The organism is Streptomyces sp. NPDC050759 (assembly GCF_044456945.1).
Taxonomy (GTDB): Bacteria; Actinomycetota; Actinomycetes; order Streptomycetales; family Streptomycetaceae; genus Streptomyces.
This window is the reverse complement of the sequence record NZ_JBITGI010000011.1, coordinates 70,320-90,641: the sequence shown is the minus strand read 5'-3', so window position 1 is coordinate 90,641 and position 20,322 is coordinate 70,320. Positions and strand designations below refer to the sequence as shown.

At 70.7% G+C, this 20,322-nt stretch carries 19 protein-coding genes; 15 read left to right on the top strand and 4 right to left on the bottom strand.

The annotated features are described in order from the left end of the window. Positions 1–419: 419 nt before the first annotated feature. The 5 genes from ACIBJB_RS29380 to ispG all read left to right on the top strand — a co-directional run bounded on the left by ACIBJB_RS29380 (position 420) and on the right by ispG (position 6,616). Positions 420–2,351 carry an acyl-CoA dehydrogenase family protein gene (locus ACIBJB_RS29380; RefSeq protein ID WP_398934805.1) on the top strand — a complete coding sequence of 644 codons (1,932 nt, stop codon included), beginning with the start codon at positions 420–422 and terminating at the stop codon, positions 2,349–2,351. Between the two features lie 35 nt (positions 2,352–2,386). After that, the gene (locus tag ACIBJB_RS29375; RefSeq protein WP_398934803.1) at positions 2,387–2,623 is read left to right on the top strand and encodes a helix-turn-helix domain-containing protein; all 237 of its coding nucleotides are present in this window, start codon (positions 2,387–2,389) and stop codon (positions 2,621–2,623) included. Between the two features lie 107 nt (positions 2,624–2,730). After that, positions 2,731–3,987 carry a 1-deoxy-D-xylulose-5-phosphate reductoisomerase gene (gene dxr, locus ACIBJB_RS29370; protein ID WP_398934801.1) on the top strand — a complete coding sequence of 419 codons (1,257 nt, stop codon included), beginning with the start codon at positions 2,731–2,733 and terminating at the stop codon, positions 3,985–3,987. A gap of 8 nt (positions 3,988–3,995) precedes the next feature. Beyond that, positions 3,996–5,288, top strand: a complete 1,293-nt coding sequence (locus ACIBJB_RS29365; protein ID WP_398935166.1) for a M50 family metallopeptidase — start codon at positions 3,996–3,998, stop codon at positions 5,286–5,288. 170 nt (positions 5,289–5,458) lie between these two features. Further along, complete coding sequence (gene ispG, locus ACIBJB_RS29360) at positions 5,459–6,616, top strand: flavodoxin-dependent (E)-4-hydroxy-3-methylbut-2-enyl-diphosphate synthase (protein ID WP_387731662.1); 1,158 nt, start codon at positions 5,459–5,461, stop codon at positions 6,614–6,616. A gap of 10 nt (positions 6,617–6,626) precedes the next feature. Here ispG and ACIBJB_RS29355 read toward each other — a convergent pair whose 3' ends face one another. Next, positions 6,627–7,364, bottom strand: coding sequence for a GNAT family N-acetyltransferase (locus ACIBJB_RS29355; RefSeq protein ID WP_398934799.1), 738 nt, complete (start codon positions 7,362–7,364; stop codon positions 6,627–6,629). A gap of 125 nt (positions 7,365–7,489) precedes the next feature. Between ACIBJB_RS29355 and ACIBJB_RS29350 the strand changes: the two genes are divergently transcribed. From ACIBJB_RS29350 to ACIBJB_RS29340, 3 genes are all read left to right on the top strand, one after another. Beyond that, positions 7,490–8,338, top strand: coding sequence for a GNAT family N-acetyltransferase (locus tag ACIBJB_RS29350; protein WP_266527729.1), 849 nt, complete (start codon positions 7,490–7,492; stop codon positions 8,336–8,338). 51 nt (positions 8,339–8,389) lie between these two features. Then, positions 8,390–8,920 (top strand): GNAT family N-acetyltransferase, encoded by a 531-nt coding sequence (locus ACIBJB_RS29345; RefSeq protein ID WP_398934797.1) that lies wholly within the window; start codon positions 8,390–8,392, stop codon positions 8,918–8,920. A gap of 74 nt (positions 8,921–8,994) precedes the next feature. Next, positions 8,995–10,698, top strand: coding sequence for a proline--tRNA ligase (locus ACIBJB_RS29340; protein ID WP_398934795.1), 1,704 nt, complete (start codon positions 8,995–8,997; stop codon positions 10,696–10,698). A gap of 48 nt (positions 10,699–10,746) precedes the next feature. Here the strand turns inward: ACIBJB_RS29340 and ACIBJB_RS29335 are convergent, their stop codons facing one another. Genes ACIBJB_RS29335 through ACIBJB_RS29325 form a run of 3 tightly spaced genes read right to left on the bottom strand, consistent with a single transcriptional unit; the run spans position 10,747 to position 12,669 of the window. Beyond that, entirely contained in the window at positions 10,747–11,637 is an 891-nt protein-coding gene (locus ACIBJB_RS29335) for an aminoglycoside phosphotransferase family protein (RefSeq protein WP_398934793.1), read from the bottom strand. Positions 11,638–11,665: 28 nt separating this feature from the next. Continuing rightward, positions 11,666–12,151: a ferritin-like domain-containing protein gene (locus ACIBJB_RS29330; RefSeq protein ID WP_398934791.1), complete on the bottom strand. Its 486-nt coding sequence runs from the start codon at positions 12,149–12,151 to the stop codon at positions 11,666–11,668. Further along, positions 12,148–12,669, bottom strand: coding sequence for a hypothetical protein (locus tag ACIBJB_RS29325; RefSeq protein ID WP_398934789.1), 522 nt, complete (start codon positions 12,667–12,669; stop codon positions 12,148–12,150). The genes ACIBJB_RS29330 and ACIBJB_RS29325 overlap by 4 nt, the downstream gene beginning before the upstream one ends. 175 nt (positions 12,670–12,844) lie before the next feature. Between ACIBJB_RS29325 and rimP the strand changes: the two genes are divergently transcribed. The 7 genes from rimP (at position 12,845) to truB (ending at position 19,905) form a co-directional block, all read left to right on the top strand. Then, a complete protein-coding gene (rimP, locus tag ACIBJB_RS29320) occupies positions 12,845–13,360 on the top strand; it encodes a ribosome maturation factor RimP (protein WP_398934787.1) in 516 nt (171 codons plus the stop codon). A 2-nt stretch (positions 13,361–13,362) separates the two neighbouring features. Further along, positions 13,363–14,349, top strand: a complete 987-nt coding sequence (nusA, locus tag ACIBJB_RS29315) for a transcription termination factor NusA (RefSeq protein ID WP_057616701.1) — start codon at positions 13,363–13,365, stop codon at positions 14,347–14,349. A gap of 129 nt (positions 14,350–14,478) precedes the next feature. After that, entirely contained in the window at positions 14,479–14,760 is a 282-nt protein-coding gene (locus ACIBJB_RS29310; RefSeq protein ID WP_398934785.1) for a YlxR family protein, read from the top strand. A gap of 162 nt (positions 14,761–14,922) precedes the next feature. Further along, on the top strand, positions 14,923–18,087 hold the full coding sequence (gene infB, locus ACIBJB_RS29305; RefSeq protein WP_398934783.1) for a translation initiation factor IF-2: 3,165 nt from the start codon (positions 14,923–14,925) through the stop codon (positions 18,085–18,087). 137 nt (positions 18,088–18,224) lie between these two features. After that, positions 18,225–18,518 (top strand): DUF503 domain-containing protein, encoded by a 294-nt coding sequence (locus ACIBJB_RS29300; protein WP_031052658.1) that lies wholly within the window; start codon positions 18,225–18,227, stop codon positions 18,516–18,518. A 32-nt stretch (positions 18,519–18,550) separates the two neighbouring features. Then, positions 18,551–19,003: a 30S ribosome-binding factor RbfA gene (rbfA, locus tag ACIBJB_RS29295; protein WP_398934781.1), complete on the top strand. Its 453-nt coding sequence runs from the start codon at positions 18,551–18,553 to the stop codon at positions 19,001–19,003. Further along, positions 19,000–19,905 carry a tRNA pseudouridine(55) synthase TruB gene (gene truB / locus ACIBJB_RS29290; RefSeq protein ID WP_398934779.1) on the top strand — a complete coding sequence of 302 codons (906 nt, stop codon included), beginning with the start codon at positions 19,000–19,002 and terminating at the stop codon, positions 19,903–19,905. The genes rbfA and truB overlap by 4 nt, the downstream gene beginning before the upstream one ends. The last annotated feature ends 417 nt before the right edge of the window (positions 19,906–20,322 follow it).

Here is a 20,322-nt window from a genome sequence, read left to right as displayed (position 1 = left end):
TGACGCGGCCCGCCCACCCCGATGACGCGACCCGCCTATTTCGAGGACGCTGAGACCGCCGTCCCGCGCACCGGGGGTGCACCTGCGCCCGCAGGGCCGCCCGGACCTTCGGCCCACGAGGCCGTCGATGGCGCGCCGGCCGGCGTCCAGGTCCTCGCCGACCAAGGCCGCCCTCGACCTCGACGCCTTCCCCCCGGCCACTCGACCGGCGGAAGCTGCCGAGCGGCGGCACGTACGGGACCGGCACCGAGGTCTACAAGGGCACCGGCGACTGGACACCAAGCCGTTTTCCGTCGACATCGGCCGAACGGCCGCGCGAGGGGTGGTGGCCTCGCCCCGGATCGGGTACCAACGATCGAGTAGCACCCGTCGGTAACCATACGGCCCCCAAGATCCCGATTCACGACGAGGTGAGCCTGATGTCCGCACCGTCCACCAAGCCCGTCGTCACCGAGCGCGAGGCCCGCGAGGTGGCGGAGGCCGCCCGGGAGCAGGACTGGCGCAAGCCCAGCTTCGCCAAGGAACTGTTCCTCGGGCGTTTCCGGCTCGACCTCATCCACCCCCACCCGATGCCCCCCGAGGAGGACGCCCAGCGCGGCGAGGACTTCCTGGCCAAGCTCCGCGACTTCTGCGAGACCAAGGTGGACGGCGCCCTCATCGAACGCGAGGCCCGGATCCCCGACGACGTCGTGGACGGGCTCAAGGAACTCGGCGCCTTCGGCATGAAGATCGACACCAAGTACGGCGGTCTCGGCCTCACCCAGGTGTACTACAACAAGGCGCTGGCCCTCGTGGGCTCCGCGAGCCCCGCGATCGGCGTGCTGCTGTCGGCCCACCAGTCGATCGGCGTGCCCCAGCCGCTGAAGCTCTTCGGCACACAGGAGCAGAAGGAGCGGTTCCTGCCCCGGTGCGCCCGCACCGACATCAGCGCCTTCCTCCTCACCGAACCGGACGTCGGCTCCGACCCGGCACGCCTCGCCACGAGCGCGGTACCCGACGGGGACGACTACATCCTCGACGGAGTGAAACTGTGGACCACCAACGGCGTGGTCGCCGACCTGCTCGTCGTGATGGCCCGCGTCCCCAAGTCCGAAGGTCACAAGGGCGGCATCACCGCCTTCGTCGTGGAGACCGCCTCACCCGGCATCACCGTCGAGAACCGCAACGCCTTCATGGGCCTGCGCGGCATCGAGAACGGCGTCACCCGCTTCCACCAGGTCCGGGTGCCCGCGGCCAACCGCATCGGCCCCGAGGGCACGGGCCTGAAGATCGCCCTGACCACCCTGAACACCGGGCGCCTCTCACTGCCCGCCTCCTGCGTGGCCGCCGGCAAGTGGTGTCTGAAGATCGCCCGCGAGTGGTCCGCGGCCCGTGAACAGTGGGGCAAGCCGATCGCCCACCACGAGGCCGTCGGCTCCAAGATCTCCTTCATCGCGGCGACGACCTTCGCCCTGGAGGCCGTACTCGACCTCTCGAGCCAGATGGCCGACGAGAACCGCAACGACATCCGTATCGAGGGCGCCCTCGCCAAGCTCTACGCCTCCGAGATGGCCTGGCTCGTCGCCGACGAACTGGTCCAGATCCGCGGCGGCCGGGGCTTCGAGACCGCCGAGTCCCTCCGGGCCCGCGGCGAGAAGGCGGTCCCCGCCGAACAGGTCCTGCGTGACCTGCGCATCAACCGCATCTTCGAGGGCTCCACGGAGATCATGCACCTGCTGATCGCCCGCGAGGCCGTCGACGCCCATCTCTCGGTCGCGGGCGACCTCATCGACCCGGAGAAGTCCCTCGGCGACAAGGCGAAGGCGGGCGCGAACGCGGGCGTCTTCTACGCCAAGTGGCTCCCGAAGCTGGTGGCAGGTCCCGGCCAACTCCCCACCTCCTACGCCGAGTTCAAGCGCGAAGTAGACCTCTCCGGCCACCTGCGCTACGTCGAACGAACGGCCCGCAAACTCGCCCGCTCCACCTTCTACGCCATGTCCCGCTGGCAGGGCCGCATGGAGACCAAGCAGGGCTTCCTCGGCCGCATCGTCGACATCGGCGCCGAACTCTTCGCGATGAGCGCGGCCTGCGTACGCGCCGAACTCCTCTACACCACCGAATCCCACGGCCGCGAGGCCTACCAACTGGCCGACGCCTTCTGCCACCAGTCCCGCCTGCGCGTCGAGGAACTCTTCGGCCGCCTGTGGAACAACACCGACGACCAGGACCGCAAGGTCGTCAAGGGAGTCATGTCCGGCACCTACGCCTGGCTTGAGGACGGCATCGTCGACCCCTCGGGCGAGGGAGTCTGGATCGCGGACGCGACCCCCGGCCCCTCGGAGAAGGAGAACGTCCACCGCCCGATCCGGTGAGAGATTTCAGCGATCATGCGCCATAGGGTGTGCCCATGAGGTCCGATAGCGCACCCGACTGGATTGTCGACCGCCTCCGCACGCTCGGACAGCGGATCCGCGCCGCGCGGCAAGCCCAGAACCTCAGCCAGGAGGATCTGGGCAGGGCGACAGGGCTCGGTCGCAGCCGGGTCGACCAAGTCGAGCGCGGAGCTGACGACACGAGCCTCGACGACTTGCTGCTGATCGCACATGTCCTCGATGTGCTGCCTGCAGATTTGGTCGCCGACTGAGTGCCAGCTGCCCGGGCAGCTACGAGACGCGAACCGTTGACGTGAAGTTCGGCCCCCGAGAAGGACGCGCTGTCCTCCTACGCCGCCCTTACGGCCACAATGGAGGGATGAGCGACAGTCCAGCCCCTCTCGCCGACCCGCACCTGGTCCACGACCCCCTCTCGGGCGACGGTCCCAAGGACGTGGTGATCCTCGGCTCCACGGGCTCCATCGGCACCCAGGCCATCGACCTCGTGCTGCGCAACCCCGACCGGTTCCGGGTGACCGGGCTCTCCGCCAACGGCGGCCGGGTCGCGCTCCTCGCGGAGCAGGCGCACCGGCTGAAGGCGCGGACCGTCGCGGTCGCCCGCGAGGATGTCGTACCGCAGCTCCGCGAGGCGCTCAGCGGCCTCTACGGCACGGGCGAGCCGCAGCCCGAGATCCTCGCCGGCCCGGACGCGGCCGCACAGCTCGCCGCCTCCGACGCGCACACCGTCCTCAACGGCATCACCGGCTCCATCGGCCTCGCCCCCACCCTCGCCGCCCTGGAAGCGGGCCGCACCCTCGCGCTCGCCAACAAGGAGTCGCTCATCGTGGGCGGCCCGCTGGTGAAGGCCCTCGCCAAGCCCGGACAGATCATCCCGGTCGACTCCGAGCACGCGGCCCTCTTCCAGGCCCTGGCCTCCGGGACGAGGGCCGACGTACGCAAGCTCGTCGTCACCGCGTCCGGCGGCCCCTTCCGCGGCCGCACGAAAGCCGACCTCGCTCAGGTGACCGTCGAGGAAGCCCTCGCCCACCCCACCTGGGCCATGGGCCCGGTCATCACGATCAACTCCGCGACCCTCGTCAACAAGGGGCTCGAGGTCATCGAGGCGCACCTCCTCTACGACATTCCCTTCGACCGCATTGAGGTGGTCGTGCATCCCCAGTCGTATGTCCACTCGATGGTTGAGTTCACGGACGGATCCACGATCGCCCAGGCGACGCCCCCCGACATGCGCGGGCCGATCGCCATCGGTCTCGGCTGGCCCGAACGCGTCCCCGACGCCGCACCCGCGTTCGACTGGAGCAAGGCGTCGACCTGGGAGTTCTTCCCACTCGACAACGACGCGTTTCCTTCGGTCAACCTTGCGAGACACGTCGGACAGCTCGCGGGCACGGCCCCGGCGGTGTTCAATGCCGCCAACGAGGAGTGCGTCGAGGCCTTCCGGGCCGGCGCACTGCCGTTCAACGGGATCATGGAGACCGTGACCCGGGTGGTGGACGAGCACGGCACCCCGCGCGGGGGAACCTCGCTCACCGTCGCGGACGTCCTCGAAGCGGAGACCTGGGCGCGGACCCGGGCCCGGGAACTGACGGCACAGACGGCGGAGGCCCGTGCATGACGACCCTGATGTTCATCCTCGGCATAGGGCTCTTCGCCTTCGGCCTTCTGGTGTCGATCGCGTGGCACGAGCTGGGGCACCTGTCCTTCGCCAAGCTCTTCGGCATCCGCGTGCCGCAGTACATGGTCGGCTTCGGACCGACCGTCTTCTCGCGGAAGAAGGGCGACACGGAGTACGGCATCAAGGCCGTCCCCTTCGGCGGCTACATCCGCATGATCGGCATGTTCCCGCCCGGCGACGACGGCCGTATCAGCGCCCGCTCCACCTCCCCCTGGCGCGGCATGATCGAGGACGCCCGCTCGGCCGCCTTCGAGGAGCTCCGGCCCGGCGACGAGAAACGCCTCTTCTACACCCGTAAGCCCTGGAAACGCGTCATCGTCATGTTCGCGGGCCCCTTCGCGAACCTGATCCTCGCGGTGGCGCTGTTCCTCACGGTCCTCATGGGCTTCGGCATCTCCCAGCAGACCAACACGGTCAGCTCCGTCTCCAAGTGCGTGATCTCGCAGAGCCAGAACCGCCAGACCTGCAAGGCCTCCGACCCCGCCTCCCCGGCCGCGGCGGCCGGCCTCAAGGCGGGCGACAAGATCCTCTCGTTCAACGGTGTACGGACGGACGACTGGAACAAGCTCTCCGACCTCATCCGCGCCAACCCCGACAAGACGGTCCCGATCGTCGTCGAGCGCGACGGCAAGGACGTCACCCTCACCGCGAAGATCGCCAGCAACCAGGTCGCCAAGAAGGACTCCAGCGGCCAGTACGTCCAGGGCGAGTACGTCACCGCCGGTTTCCTCGGCTTCAGCGCGGCCACCGGCATCGTCAAGCAGGACTTCGGCGACTCCGTGGTCTGGATGGGCGACCGCGTCGGCGAGGCCGTCGACTCCCTGGCCGCCCTGCCCGGCAAGATCCCGGCCCTGTGGAACGCGGCCTTCGGCGACGCCCCGCGCGAGCCGGACTCCCCGATGGGCGTGGTCGGCGCGGCCCGCGTCGGCGGCGAGATCTTCACCCTCGACATCCCCCCGACCCAGCAACTCGCCATGGCCCTGATGCTGGTCGCGGGCTTCAACCTCTCCCTGTTCCTCTTCAACATGCTCCCGCTGCTGCCCCTGGACGGCGGCCACATCGCGGGCGCCCTGTGGGAGTCCCTGCGCCGCAACCTGGCGAAGGTCCTCAAGCGCCCGGACCCGGGCCCGTTCGACGTGGCGAAGCTGATGCCGGTCGCTTATGTGGTGGCGGGGATCTTCATCTGCTTTACGGTCCTCGTTTTGATCGCCGACGTCGTTAACCCGGTGAGAATCTCCTAGCCATACGGCGTTCGAGGCGGCCCGGCACGGTGTGTGGCGGGCCGCTCTCCATTGAGTGGGTTTGCGGGCCGGGATGTGCTCGCGTCGGGGCTCGTGCCGTAATCTCGAAGCCTGGAGCCCGGCGCTGACGGGACCTGGACCTTGATCCACGACTTGGGGTTGCACAGCAGATGACTGCGATTTCTCTCGGCATGCCGTCCGTTCCGACCAGGCTCGCCGAGCGCCGGAAGAGCCGGCAGATCCAGGTCGGCACGGTCGCGGTGGGCGGTGACGCCCCGGTGTCGGTCCAGTCCATGACGACGACCCGTACGTCCGACATCGGCGCCACGCTGCAGCAGATCGCCGAGCTCACGGCGTCCGGCTGCCAGATCGTCCGAGTGGCCTGCCCGACCCAGGACGACGCGGACGCTCTCGCGACCATCGCGCGCAAGTCGCAGATCCCGGTGATCGCGGACATCCACTTCCAGCCGAAGTACGTCTTCGCGGCGATCGAGGCCGGCTGCGCGGCCGTACGCGTCAATCCCGGCAACATCAAGCAGTTCGACGACAAGGTCAAGGAGATCGCGCGGGCCGCGAAGGACCACGGCACGCCGATCCGGATCGGCGTCAACGCCGGGTCGCTGGACCGCCGGCTGCTCCAGAAGTACGGCAAGGCGACCCCCGAGGCGCTCGCCGAGTCCGCCCTGTGGGAGGCCTCCCTCTTCGAGGAGCACGACTTCCGCGACATCAAGATCTCGGTCAAGCACAACGACCCGGTCATCATGGTCGAGGCGTACCGCCAGCTCGCCGCCCAGTGCGACTACCCGCTGCACCTCGGCGTGACCGAGGCGGGCCCCGCCTTCCAGGGCACCATCAAGTCGGCCGTCGCCTTCGGCGCGCTGCTCTCCCAGGGCATCGGCGACACCATCCGGGTGTCGCTGAGCGCCCCGCCGGTCGAGGAGGTCAAGGTCGGCAACCAGATCCTGGAGTCCCTGAACCTCAAGCAGCGCGGCCTGGAGATCGTCTCCTGCCCGTCCTGCGGCCGCGCCCAGGTCGACGTCTACAAGCTGGCCGAAGAGGTCACCGCGGGCCTGACCGGCATGGAGGTCCCGCTCCGCGTCGCGGTCATGGGCTGCGTGGTGAACGGCCCCGGCGAGGCCCGCGAGGCCGACCTCGGCGTCGCCTCCGGCAACGGCAAGGGTCAGATCTTCGTCAAGGGCGAGGTCATCAAGACCGTCCCCGAGTCGAAGATCGTGGAGACCCTCATCGAGGAGGCGATGAAGATCGCCGAGCAGATGGAGGCGGAGGGCATCGCCTCCGGCGAGCCGTCGGTGTCGGTCGCGGGCTGACGTCCGTGGCTCACCGGTGCCGCATCCAGACGTTCGGCTCCTGATAGAGGCCGACGTCGGCGTCCCGGTCGACCCGCAGCACACTCAGCCCGTCCGGGATGACGTAGTCGCCGGACTCGGGGAGGGCGAGGTCCGTCCAGCCCTCCCACTCGGCGACCGTGCCGGTCATCGTCTGTGAGACGGGGGCCGGGGCGAGGATCCGGGCGCCGAGCCGTTCGTGGGTCCGGATCCAGGGATCGAGGGCGGTCCCGTCCTCCCGCCGCCACCGCAGGAACGACTCGATGGGCGTCAGCGGATAGCGGGCCTTGGTCGTGGGCCGCACGGGCGCGACGACCCGCCGCAGCCCCGCATCCTGTCCGGCCTCCCGCAAGGCGGTGAGCATCCGCCCGGCCAGCCCCCGCCCCTTGAGCGACGGGGTGACGACCGCCCCGCAGATCACCAGGGTGTCGGGTTCGACGCCCTGCTCATGACCCTCCACGGCCCGCACCAGCGCCTCCGTGTATCCCGAGGGCAGCGCGTCGGCCCGGCCGTCCCACCGCAGCGGCACCCCCCACCCGGCGGCCACGGGAACCCCGTCCGCGTCCAGCAGCATCAGATCCAGCCCCGCGAAGAACTCCCGTACCCGGCCGATGTACTCCTTCACCAGCCGGTCGGCGGTGATGAACGCGGGGAAGCCCTCGCCGAACAACTCCGCGAGCTGCTCATCGGGCCATGTCCGGGCGTCGGACCGCACACGAGTCGAGATCATCCGACGTTCCTATCAGCGCGGGTCGGCTGTGTCAGCAAGGAACGGCCTCCGAACCGGGGGCGGCACGGCTCAGCTTCCGCAGGTACAGTGCGGAGATCAGCAGACCCCAGTGTGAGGCCCCGCCCGTGTTGACCCAGACGACCTCCCGGGTCCTCGAACCGAGCGACCTGGACGCCGCGCTCGCCGTGCTCGACCGCGATCCGGTCGCGAACGCCTTCGTGACGTCGAGGGTGCAGGTCGCCGGCCTCGACCCGTGGCGGCTCGGCGGCGAGATGTGGGGCTGGTACGAGGACGGCATGCTCACGTCCCTCTGCTACGCCGGCGCCAACCTGGTCCCGATCTGCGCGACCCCCCGAGCCGTCCGCGCCTTCGCCGACCGCGCCCGGCGTTCCGGCCGCCGCTGCTCCTCCATCGTCGGCCCCGCCGAACCCACCGCCCAGCTCTGGCGCCTGCTGGAACCCAGTTGGGGCCCGGCGCGGGAGGTCCGTGCCCAGCAGCCCCTCATGGTCACCGACCGCATGCCCACCGACATCGCCCCGGATCCGTACGTCCGCCGCATCCGCAAGGACGAGATGGAAACGATCATGCCGGCCTGCGTGGCCATGTTCACGGAAGAGGTCGGCGTCTCCCCGCTGGCCGGCGACGGCGGCCTCCTCTACCAGGCCCGCGTCGCCGAACTGGTCGGTTCCGGCCGCTCCTTCGCCCGCCTCGACGAACACGGCAAGGTCGTCTTCAAGGCGGAGATCGGCGCCGCGACGGACCGGGCCTGCCAGATCCAGGGCGTGTGGGTGGCCCCCGAGTACCGGGGCAGGGGAGTGGCGGCCCCGGGGATGGCGGCCGTACTGCGGTACGCCCTGGCGGACGTGGCCCCGGTGGTGAGCCTGTACGTCAACGACTTCAACACCCCGGCGAGGCGGACGTACGCGAGGGTGGGCTTCCGGGAGATCGGCGCCTTCATGAGCATCCTCTTCTGAGAGCCGACCCGCCCCCGGCACACACCGGAAACCCCCCTGTACCCTGCCCGCATGGACCTCGTCATCGGCCCCCTGGACCTGTCCGCCCACGTGGACGAGGCCCTGGCAGTACAGGCCATCGCATTCGGCCTCGGCACCGACGAGGTAGCGGTCCGCCGCCAGATCGTGCTCCGCCACATGACCTATCCCGGCGCGAGGGCCCTCGGCGCGACCGTCGGAGGAAACCTCGTCGGGTTCGTGTACGGCATGCCCAACAACCGCACCCACTGGTGGTCCACCGTCGTGGAGCCCTACCTCCGCGCGCAGCACAACGACATCTGGCTCGACGACTCGTTCGTGATCACCGAGCTCCATGTCCACCCCCACCACCAGAACCGCGGCATCGGCCGCACCCTGATCACCACGATCACCGACAGCGCGGCGGAGCCGCGCTCGATCCTCTCCGCGATCGACACCGACAGCCCGGCCCGCGGCCTGTACCACTCCCTCGGCTACCAGGACCTCGCCCGCCAGGTCCTCTTCCCGAGCGCCCCGAAGCCGTACGCCGTGATGGGCGCCCCCTTGCCCCTGCGCCGCCGCTGAACCGATTTCCACGGGCGCAGTCCGCCCGGCTAACCTCCTAGCCATCACCCTTTCCCGGCAGGAGTACGAGAACCATGGCGAACGCACCGGTCCAGCGCATGTCCCAGTTGATGGCGAAGACGCTGCGCGACGACCCGGCGGACGCCGAGGTCCTCAGCCACAAGCTGCTCGTCCGCGCCGGGTACGTCCGCCGGACCGCGGCCGGCATCTGGTCCTGGCTGCCGCTCGGCATGCGGGTCCTGCGCAATGTGGAACGGGTCGTCCGCGAGGAGATGGACGCGATCGGCGCCCAGGAGGTGCTGCTCCCCGCCATCCTGCCGCGGGAGCCGTACGAGGCGACCGGCCGCTGGGACGAGTACGGCCCCGAGCTGTTCCGCCTGCAGGACCGCAAGGGCGGCGACTACCTCCTCGGCCCGACCCACGAGGAGATCTTCACCCTGCTGGTGAAGGACCAGGCGTCCTCCTACAAGGACCTGCCGGTCATCCTCTACCAGATCCAGAACAAGTACCGGGACGAGGCCCGCCCGCGGGCCGGCGTCCTGCGCGGCCGCGAGTTCCTGATGAAGGACTCGTACTCCTTCGACACCGAGGACGAGGGCCTGGCCAAGTCCTACGCCCTGCACCGCGAGGCCTACCAGAAGGTCTTCGAGCGCCTGGGCCTGGACTACCGCATCTGCGCCGCCACCGCCGGTGCGATGGGCGGCTCCAAGTCGGAGGAGTTCCTCGCCCCCGCCGAGGCCGGCGAGGACACCTTCGCGGACTGCCCGAACTGTGATTTCGCGGCCAACACCGAGGCGATCGCCTATGAGTTGAAGCCGGTGGACGCGGACGGCGTCGCCGCCCTCGAGGAGATCCCCACCCCCGACACCCCGACCATCGAGACCCTCGCCGCCCACCTCGGCGTCGAGGCCTCCGACACCCTCAAGAACCTCCTCGTGAAGGTCGACGGCGAAATCGTGGCCGTCGGCGTCCCGGGCGACCGCGAGGTCGACCTGGGCAAGGTGGAGGCGCACTTCGCGCCCGCCGCCGTGGAGTTGGTGGGCGCCGAGGACTTCGTCGGCCGTCCGGACCTCGTCCGCGGTTACGTCGGCCCGCAGGGCCTGGGCGAGAAGGTGAAGTACATCGCCGACCCGCGCGTGGCCCCCGGCACCGCCTGGATCACCGGCGCCAACAAGGAGCACACGCACGCGAAGAACGTCGTCGCGGGCCGTGACTTCGAGGTCGACGAGTACGTCGACGTCGTGGTCGTCCAGGAGGGCGACCCGTGCCCGAAGTGCGGCACCGGCCTCAAGCTGGACCGCGCCATCGAGATCGGCCACATCTTCCAGCTCGGCCGCAAGTACGCCGACGCCCTCAAGCTCGATGTCCTCGGCCAGAACGGCAAGCCGGTCCGCGTGACCATGGGCTCCTACGGCATCGGCGTCTCCCGCGCGGTCGCCGCCCTCGCCGAGCAGACCGCCGACGACAAGGGCCTGTGCTGGCCCGCCGAGGTCGCCCCGGCCGACGTGCACGTCGTCGCCGCCGGCAAGGCCCTCCAGATCGAACTGGCCCTCGACGTCTCCGAGAAGCTGCGTGCGGCGGGCCTCAGGGTCCTCGTCGACGACCGCTCCGGGGTCTCCCCGGGGGTGAAGTTCACCGACTCCGAGCTCATCGGCGTACCGAAGATCCTGGTCGCGGGCCGCCGCTCCGCCGAGGGCGTCCTGGAGCTCAAGGACCGCCGCAGCGGTGAGCGCGAGGAGCTGACGGTGGACGAGGCGATCGCCCGCCTGACCGCTTGAGAAAGAACGTGGGGCGGCGGTCGCACCGGCGGCCGCCGCCGTATGGCCTCAAAGCCACCCGGCGAACTCCAGCAGCAACTCGGCGTCCTTCGGCCGCCCCACCCGCAGTGCCCGGACCCCCGACTCCACTGCCCGGAACAACGTCCACCCCCGCAGCCGCTCCTGATCCACCTCCAGCGACTCCGCGAGCCGCTTGATCCGCCGGCGGGTCGTCGCCGCCCCCGACGGCGTGGCGATCAGGTCCTCCACCCGGTCCCGCACCAGCCGGGCGAGATCGAAGGCACACTCCCCGACGACGGGATCAGGCCCGACGGCGAGCCAGGGAGAGCGCACCCCGGAAAGCACCTTGCTCTGCCGGAACGTCCCGTGCAGCAACCGCTCCTCCGGCGGCGCGGCCAGCAACGACTCCCGTGTGTCGAGAGCCGCGCTCACCAGCCCCGCCACCTCCGCGGAAGCACCCCGCATGAGCGAGGCCTGCCGCCCGGTCCGCTCGGCCACCGTCTCGAAGACATGGTCACCGGGCGGCTCCACCCACAGCCGCCGCAGCGCCCCGGCAGCCTCCAGCAGTGCTTTCGCCTCCGGCAGGGACCGCACGGACACATCGGGATGCAGCCGCTCGAGCAGCAGTACTCCCTCGGCGACAAAGGGCTCAAGGAGTTGTACGGCCCCCCGCCCGTCCCAGTGCGCGAGCGCCGCCCGCTCGCTCTCCGGCCGGGCCCGGGCCGGGGCCAGCTTGAGCACGGCCGGTGTCCCGTCAGCGCGCCGCACGAGCACCACGAGGCTGCTGCGTCCCCCGGGCACCTGCACCCGCTCCACGGTCAACTCGCGCAGCGCGACGGCCTGTTCGGCGGCCTCGGGCAGCCGCTCCACCCAGTCGTCACCGTCCGGAGCGCTCTCGCCGAGCGCCCGCACCAGCCGCTGCGGTGGTTCGAAAGCCATGCGCGAGTCGTTTCCTTCCTGTACCGCGTTACGCCGGGCGAACCGACGAGGAAGCCGGGACCGAGGCCGAAGGCGACACCGTGACCGCCCGCTCGGCGAGCCCAGGGAAGGCTACGCTTCCGCCGCGCCAGCGCGCCGCCCGCACCGCGGCCTCCCGCAGCGCCTCGGCGGCCGTGCCCCGCCGCCCGCCCTCGGTTGCCCGCACCAGGTCGGAGTACACCCCGGCCACCCGCTCCTCCAGATCGGCGGCGAGCCGTACCGCCGCGGCCGCGTCCGACACCGGGAAGGGCAACGCGTACGCCGCGGCCGCGGCCACCGGCTTCCCACCCATGTTCCGTACCTGGCGCACCAGCCCGTCCCGCCGGGCCCGGTGGGCGTCGTAGGCGGCCTTGGCCTCCGTTCGCCGAGCCTCACCGATCCGGCCGCCGACGACGCCGTAGCCGTACACGGCCGCGTGCTCGGCGGCCAGCGCCTTCTGGAAGGCCTCAAGCTCCTTGTCGTTCTCGTCGCTCACCGGGTCCCCTCCGTCAGCAGATAGGCGTGCGCCGCGCCGGCCGCCGCCACGGAGGCCAGCAGCCGGGCCAGCTCGCCCGGTACGTCCAGCAGCGCCTTGGCCCGCCGGTCCGCGAGCGCCCGTTCGGCGGCGGCGAGCTGGGCGAGGGCGTCCTTCTCGGTCGCGGGCACCGTGACCGGCGGTGCGGGCGAGGACGGCGACGCGGTGGGTGAGGACGTGGTGACCGTCTCCCCGAACGCCTCCGCATGCCGCACAGCTTCCGCCCGCAACGGCCCCACCCGCTCCGCCAGCGCCGGATGGGCGGCGAGGACGGCGTCGTACCGCTCGACGATCCCGCGGCTGTCCCGAGCCGCACGCGCGCGTGCCCGCTCGACGACGGACGGACTGACGGCGGTGCCCTCCTCGCTGCTCCCGGTCCCGTCGGAGCAGCCGACCAGCAGGGCGCCCCCGGCGACCGAGGCGAGCAGGGATCTTCTGCGCGGCCCCGAGGGGACGCGCGGCGGAGGGGGGTACGGCACGACAGACGTCCTCGGGAAGCTCGTACGAACACATGGGCGGGAGGTCAGCCCGCTGGCGATCACGGTACCCGCGCATCCGAGGTCACCTGGACGGCAACACCCCCTGCGACCGGATACCCTTTGACCAGACACGCGACCTACCCACAACAGCACACGCGGCCGAGGAGTCACCCGGATGAGCACGACCCAGAGCGAGAGGCTGCGAGAGCTCCTGGAACCGCTCGTCACCTCCCAGGGCCTGGATCTCGAAGAGATCGCAGTGGACTCCGTAGGACGAAAGCGAGTGCTGCGCGTCGTCGTCGACTCGGACACCGGTGCCGACCTGGACCAGATCGCCGATGTGAGCCGCGCGCTCTCGGCGAAGCTCGACGAGAGCGACGCGATGGGCGCGGGGGAGTACACCCTCGAGGTCGGCACCCCGGGCGCGGAACGCCTCCTCAAGGAGCACCGACACTACCTGCGCGCCGTGGACCGGCTGGTGAAGTTCCAGCTGACCGAGGGCGGCGGCGAACTGGTCGCCAGGATCCTGAAGGTCGACGACGAAGGCCTCGACCTCGAAGTGCCCGGTGTGAAGGGCCGCAAGGCCACCGCCCGCAGACTCGCCTTCTCCGACGTCGACAAGGCGCGCGTGCAGGTCGAGTTCAGCCGCAAGGACAGCAAGAACGAGAACGAGCAGGAAGAGGAGGCGTAGCCGTGGACATCGACATGAGTGCCCTGCGGGGCTTGGTACGGGAGAAGGAGATCTCCTTCGACCTGTTGGTCGAGGCGATCGAGTCGGCCCTCCTCATCGCCTACCACCGCACCGAGGGAAGCCGCCGTCACGCGCGCGTGGAGCTCAACCGCGAGAGCGGCCATGTGACCGTGTGGGCGAAGGAGGACCCCGAGGACCTGGAGGAGGGTCAGGAGGCCCGCGAGTTCGACGACACCCCGTCCGGCTTCGGCCGTATCGCCGCCACCACCGCCAAGCAGGTCATCCTGCAGCGGCTGCGCGACGCCGAGGACGACGCGACGCTCGGTGAGTACGCGGGGCGCGAGGGCGACATCGTCATGGGCGTGGTCCAGCAGGGCCGCGACCCGAAGAACGTGCTCGTCGACATCGGCAAGCTGGAGGCCATCCTGCCGGTGCAGGAGCAGGTCCCCGGTGAGACGTATCCGCACGGGATGCGGCTGCGGTCGTACGTCGTACGCGTGGCAAGGGGTGTGCGTGGTCCGTCCGTCACCCTGTCCCGCACGCACCCCAACCTGGTGAAGAAGCTCTTCGCCCTGGAGGTGCCGGAGATCGCCGACGGGTCCGTCGAGATCGCCGCGATCGCCCGCGAGGCCGGTCACCGCACCAAGATCGCCGTACGGTCCACCCGGTCGGGCCTGAACGCCAAGGGCGCCTGCATCGGCCCCATGGGCGGACGTGTGCGCAATGTCATGGGTGAGCTGAACGGTGAGAAGATCGACATCGTCGACTGGTCGGACGACCCGGCCGAGATGGTCGCCAACGCGCTGTCGCCGGCCCGCGTCTCCAAGGTCGAGGTCGTGGACATGGCCGCCCGCTCCGCGCGCGTGACCGTCCCCGACTACCAACTCTCCCTCGCCATCGGCAAGGAGGGGCAGAACGCCCGGCTCGCGGCCCGGCTCACCGGCTGGCGGATCGACATCCGGCCGGACACCGAGCAGGCCGGCGAGTAGCGCCGGCGAACGGCGTCGGCGCATGGCGCCGGGGAATAGATCCAAGCCGCAGGTGGCTTAGATCACGACAACAACCGTTCGATCGCTGCCCCGAAGGGGTGAGGTCGCTACGGGGAGGTAGACTTAAGAGTGTCTGGCCGGACGCCCGCCCGAGCATGCCCTGAACGCACCTGTGTGGGTTGCAGGCAGCGAGCGGCCAAGACCGATCTGCTGCGCATCGTGGCGATCAAGGACGCATGCGTCCCTGATCCTCGCGGTACGCTGCCCGGCCGGGGTGCGTACGTACACCCCGCCCTGGTCTGTCTCGACCAGGCGGTACGCCGCCGGGCGTTCCCGCGGGCGTTGCGCGCCCCGGGAGCGCTCGACATAAAGGCGTTGCGCCAGTACGTCGAGCAGACAGACAGTTGCTGAGCAGGCAACACCGTAAGAAGCGTCGCGCGGAACCCCCGTGCGGCCCTGGTACCCCGCGAGTTGGAAGTAGGTCGAGATTGCGATGAGCACTCGATGAGCACGCGATGAGTACGCCCATGAAGTAGCGACGGTCCGGACGCACCCGGACCTAAAAGGAGCGAAGTGGCTAAGGTCCGGGTATACGAACTCGCCAAGGAGTTCGGGGTGGAGAGCAAGGTCGTCATGGCCAAGCTCCAAGAACTCGGTGAATTCGTCCGTTCGGCGTCTTCGACCATCGAAGCGCCCGTTGTCCGTAAGTTGACGGACGCCCTCCAGCAGGGCAACGGAGGCGGCAAGCCCGCCCCCGCACGCAAGGCTGCCCCGGCCAGGCCGGCAGCCCCCTCTCCCGCGCAGGCCGCCCGTCCGGCCGCCCCGCGCCCGCCGGCTCCCAAGCCGGCCGCCGCCGAGAGGCCCGCGGCTCCCGCCGCTCCGGCCGCTCCCGGCTCCCGTCCCACTCCGGGCCCGAAGCCCGCACCGGCGCCGCGGCCCGCCCCGGCGTCCCCGGCTCCGACCACGCCCGAGTTCACGGCGCCCCCGGCGGCTCCTGCGGCTCCCGCGGCTCCCGCGGCTCAGGGCCAGGGCCAGTCCCAGGGCCAGGGTTCCGGCCCGCGTCCGGGTGCTCCGCGTCCGGCCTCCCAGGCCCCCCGTCCCGGCGCCCCGCGTCCGGCCGGCGGTCCCGGTCAGGGCGGACAGGGCCGTGGTGAGCGCGGCGACCGTCCCGGCGCTCCGCGTCCGGGCGGCCAGGGTGCCCGTCCCGGTGCTCGTCCGGCCGGTCCCCGTCCGGGCAACAACCCCTTCACCTCTGGTGGCTCCACCGGCATGGCGCGCCCGCAGGCGCCCCGTCCGGGCGGTGCCCCGCGCCCCGGCGGCCCTGGCGGTCCCGGTGAGCGTCCCGGCGGCGCCCCGCGTCCGCAGGGCCAGGGCCAGGGCGGTCCCCGTCCCCAGGGCGCGGCGGGCGGTCCCCGTCCGCAGGCCCCGGGCGGCTCGCGTCCGAGCCCGGGCGGCATGCCCCGTCCGCAGGGCGGTCCCCGTCCCGGCGGCGGCCCCGGCGGCGCGCGTCCCAACCCCGGCATGATGCCGCAGCGTCCGGCTGCCGGCCCGCGTCCCGGCGGCGGTGGCCCCGGTGGTCGCGGTCCCGGTGGCGGTGGCGGTCGTCCCGGCGGCGCCGGCGGCGGTCGTCCCGGTGGCGGCGGCGGTTTCGCCGGTCGTCCCGGCGGCGGTGGCGGCGGTTTCGCCGGTCGTCCCGCGGGTCCCGGTGGCGGTGGCGGCGGTTTCGCCGGTCGTCCGGGTGGTCCCGGCGGAGGCGGCGGCGGTCGTCCCGGCTTCGGTGGTCGTCCCGGCGGTCCCGGTGGCCGTGGTGGCACGCAGGGCGCCTTCGGTCGTCCCGGCGGCCCCGCGCGTCGCGGTCGCAAGTCGAAGCGGCAGAGGCGCCAGGAGTACGAGGCCATGCAGGCCCCGTCGGTCGGCGGCGTGATGCTGCCTCGCGGCAACGGCGAAGCCATTCGCCTGTCGCGCGGTGCCTCGCTCACCGACTTCGCGGAGAAGATCAACGCCAACCCGGCGTCGCTCGTCGCGGTCATGATGAACCTCGGCGAGATGGTCACGGCCACGCAGTCCGTCTCCGACGAGACGCTGCAGCTCCTCGCGGGCGAGATGAACTACACGGTTCAGATCGTCAGCCCCGAGGAGGAGGACCGCGAGCTGCTCGAGTCCTTCGACATCGAGTTCGGCGAGGACGAGGGCGACGACGAGGACCTGGTCGTCCGTCCGCCGGTCGTGACCGTCATGGGTCACGTCGACCACGGTAAGACCCGGCTCCTCGACGCCATCCGCAAGACGAACGTCATCGCGGGCGAGGCCGGCGGCATCACCCAGCACATCGGTGCCTACCAGGTCTCGACCCAGGTCAACGAAGAAGACCGCGCGATCACCTTCATCGACACCCCGGGTCACGAGGCGTTCACCGCCATGCGTGCCCGTGGTGCCCGGTCGACGGACATCGCGATCCTGGTCGTCGCGGCCAACGACGGCGTCATGCCGCAGACGGTCGAGGCGCTCAACCACGCCAAGGCGGCCGACGTCCCGATCGTCGTCGCGGTCAACAAGATCGACGTCGAGGGTGCCGACCCGACCAAGGTGCGCGGTCAGCTGACCGAGTATGGCCTGGTGGCCGAGGAGTACGGCGGCGACACCATGTTCGTCGACATCTCCGCCAAGCAGGGTCTCAACATCGACTCCCTGCTGGAGGCCGTGATCCTCACGGCCGACGCCTCGCTCGACCTGCGGGCCAACCCGAACCAGGACGCGCAGGGCATCTCGATCGAGTCCCGTCTCGACCGCGGCCGCGGTGCCGTGGCGACGGTCCTCGTCCAGCGAGGCACGCTGCGGGTCGGCGACACGATGGTCGTGGGCGACGCCTACGGCCGCGTGCGCGCCATGCTCGACGACAACGGCAACAACGTCGCCGAGGCGGGTCCGGCCACACCGGTCCAGGTGCTGGGTCTGACCAACGTCCCGGGTGCGGGCGACAACTTCCTGGTGGTCGACGAGGACCGTACGGCCCGTCAGATCGCCGAGAAGCGCGCCGCCCGCGAGCGGAACGCGGCGTTCGCCAAGCGCACGCGCCGTGTGTCGCTCGAGGACCTGGACAAGGTGCTCAAGGCCGGCGAGGTCCAGCAGCTGAACCTGATCATCAAGGGTGACGCTTCTGGTTCCGTCGAGGCCCTCGAGTCCTCCCTGCTCCAGCTGGACGTCGGCGAAGAGGTCGACATCCGCGTCCTGCACCGCGGTGTCGGTGCGGTCACGGAGTCGGACATCGACCTGGCGATGGGCTCGGACGCCATCGTGATCGGCTTCAACGTCCGCGCGGCAGGCCGTGCGGCGCAGATGGCCGAGCGCGAGGGTGTGGACGTCCGGTACTACTCGGTCATCTACCAGGCGATCGAGGAGATCGAGGCAGCCCTCAAGGGCATGCTCAAGCCGGAGTACGAAGAGGTCGAGCTCGGTACGGCGGAGATCCGCGAGGTCTTCCGCTCGTCCAAGCTGGGCAACATCGCCGGTGTGCTGGTCCGCTCCGGCGAGGTCAAGCGCAACACCAAGGCGCGGTTGCTGCGCGACGGCAAGGTCGTCGCGGAGAACCTCACCATCTCCGGTCTGCGTCGCTTCAAGGACGACGTCACCGAGATCCGCGAAGGCTTCGAGGGTGGTATCAACCTCGGGAACTTCAACGACATCAAGGTCGACGACGTCATCGCGACGTACGAGATGCGCGAGAAGCCGCGCGGCTGACCGTCGTAGCACGCGATCGGGGCCGGTCGGCGGACGTAATATCCGTCGATCGGCCCCGGCCGTTGCGTGTACGGTTCCCCGTACCGGCGTCCAAGCGCGGCGCCCGTACCCCGAACCGGCGGGACATCCGGACATACATGTATGTGGGGACTCTGTCCTTCGACCTGCTCCTCGGTGACGTCCACTCGCTGAAGGAGAAACGCTCTCTCGTCCGTCCGATCGTGGCCGAGCTCCAGCGCAAGTACGCGGTGAGCGCGGCGGAGACGGGCAATCAGAACCTCCACCGCAGGGCCGAGATCGGGCTGGCGGTGGTCTCGGGGGACACGGGACACCTCACCGACGTACTGGACCGCTGCGAGCGGCTGGTCGCCGCGCGGCCCGAGGTGGAACTGCTCTCGGTTCGACGCAGGCTCCACAGCGACGAAGACTGAAGCAACAAGTAAGTACTTAAGGAGACGGACCAGTGGCCGACAACGCGCGCGCCAAGAGGCTGGCGGACCTCATCCGAGAGGTGGTGGCCCAGAAGCTGCTGCGCGGGATCAAGGACCCGCGGCTCGGCTCACACGTCACCATCACGGACACCCGGGTCACGGGTGACCTGCGGGAGGCGACCGTCTTCTACACGGTGTACGGCGGCGACGAGGAGCGGGCGGCCGCGGCCGCCGGACTGGAGAGCGCCAAGGGCGTGCTCCGCTCCGCGGTCGGCGCGGCGGCGGGCGTGAAGTTCACCCCGACGCTGACGTTCGTGGCCGACGCGCTGCCCGACACCGCCAAGACCATCGACGACCTCCTCGACAAGGCGCGCCAGTCCGACGAGAAGGTGCGCGAGGTCTCGGCCGGCGCCAAGTACGCCGGCGACGCCGACCCGTACCGCAAGCCGGGCGACGAGGACGAGACGGACGACACCGCCGAATGACGCAGAAGAACCCGCCGCCCGACGGCCTTGTCATCGTCGACAAGCCGTCGGGCTTCACTTCGCACGACGTGGTCGCCAAGATGCGCGGGATCGCCAGGACCCGCCGCGTCGGACACGCCGGCACCCTCGACCCCATGGCGACGGGCGTGCTCGTCCTCGGTGTCGAGAAGGCCACCAAGCTCCTCGGGCACCTCGCGCTGACCGAGAAGGAGTACCTGGGCACGATCCGGCTCGGCCAGACGACCCTGACCGACGACGCCGAGGGCGAGATCACGGGGTCGGTCGACGCCTCGAAGGTCACCCGAGAGGCCGTCGACGCCGGGATCGCCAAGCTGAGCGGCGACATCATGCAGGTGCCGTCCAAGGTCAGCGCCATCAAGATCAACGGCGTGCGCTCCTACAAACGGGCGCGTGAGGGCGAGGACTTCGAGATCCCGGCCCGCCCCGTCACCGTCTCGTCCTTCGCGGTCCACGACGTCCGGGACGCGGTCGCCGAGGACGGCACGGCCGTGGTGGACCTTGTCGTGTCGGTGGTCTGCTCCTCCGGCACCTACATCCGGGCCCTCGCCCGCGACCTGGGGGCCGACCTGGGCGTCGGCGGTCACCTGACGGCTCTGCGCCGCACGCGCGTGGGCCCGTACAAGCTGGACTCGGCCAGGACCCTCGACCAGCTCCAGCAGGAGCTGACGGTGATGCCGATCGCCGATGCCGCGACCGCCGCGTTCCCCCGCTGGGACGTCGACGGCCGCCGGGCCAAGCTGCTCACCAACGGCGTACGGCTCGACATGCCCGACGCGTACACGGGCGCCGGTACGGTGGCCGTCTTCGACCCCGAGGGCCGCTTCCTGGCGCTGGTCGAGGAGCAGAAGGGCAAGGCGAAGAGTCTGGCCGTCTTCGGCTAGGTCTGGTCCGGGGGAGCACCGGGGCTGTTTGCCCGTGGAGCGGCGGTCACGGGGTTGTGCCGCCGCTCCACGGTCCCCCCTCGGTTCCCCCACCCCTAGGGTGTATCCGCCCGTCCCCATCCATTCACCCGCGTGGGCAGGCGCTCGGAGTGAACCGGGGGAGTGGAAGGGGGCGCGTTCACCACACGATCTGTGCCGCCGATCACCGCACGCCTACCGTCGAAAACAGGAACGTGCGTACGGCGGGGAGGTACGGCCATGGCGGCAGCAGGTGACTCCGCCGACGAAACGGTGCCTCTCGCCTCCGGCACCGGCGCGGAGATGCCGGGGCGGGGGGATGGGATCGCGGGGGAGACGGGTCGGTCTGCGGGGCTTGGGGGTCGGGAGTCGCGCGAAACGGGCCTGTCTACGGGGCCT

Excerpts from the sequence above, each read along its gene's own strand:
- ACIBJB_RS29380 (WP_398934805.1), top strand. The coding sequence starts at position 420 with ATGTCCGCACCGTCCACCAAGCCCGTCGTCACCGAGCGCGAGGCCCGC.
- ACIBJB_RS29375 (WP_398934803.1), top strand. The coding sequence starts at position 2,387 with ATGAGGTCCGATAGCGCACCCGACTGGATTGTCGACCGCCTCCGCACG.
- dxr (WP_398934801.1), top strand. The coding sequence starts at position 2,731 with ATGAGCGACAGTCCAGCCCCTCTCGCCGACCCGCACCTGGTCCACGAC.
- ACIBJB_RS29365 (WP_398935166.1), top strand. The coding sequence starts at position 3,996 with ATGTTCATCCTCGGCATAGGGCTCTTCGCCTTCGGCCTTCTGGTGTCG.
- ispG (WP_387731662.1), top strand. The coding sequence starts at position 5,459 with ATGACTGCGATTTCTCTCGGCATGCCGTCCGTTCCGACCAGGCTCGCC.
- ACIBJB_RS29355 (WP_398934799.1), bottom strand. The coding sequence starts at position 7,364 with ATGATCTCGACTCGTGTGCGGTCCGACGCCCGGACATGGCCCGATGAG.
- ACIBJB_RS29345 (WP_398934797.1), top strand. The coding sequence starts at position 8,390 with ATGGACCTCGTCATCGGCCCCCTGGACCTGTCCGCCCACGTGGACGAG.
- ACIBJB_RS29340 (WP_398934795.1), top strand. The coding sequence starts at position 8,995 with ATGGCGAACGCACCGGTCCAGCGCATGTCCCAGTTGATGGCGAAGACG.
- ACIBJB_RS29335 (WP_398934793.1), bottom strand. The coding sequence starts at position 11,637 with ATGGCTTTCGAACCACCGCAGCGGCTGGTGCGGGCGCTCGGCGAGAGC.
- rimP (WP_398934787.1), top strand. The coding sequence starts at position 12,845 with ATGAGCACGACCCAGAGCGAGAGGCTGCGAGAGCTCCTGGAACCGCTC.
- ACIBJB_RS29300 (WP_031052658.1), top strand. The coding sequence starts at position 18,225 with ATGTATGTGGGGACTCTGTCCTTCGACCTGCTCCTCGGTGACGTCCAC.
- truB (WP_398934779.1), top strand. The coding sequence starts at position 19,000 with ATGACGCAGAAGAACCCGCCGCCCGACGGCCTTGTCATCGTCGACAAG.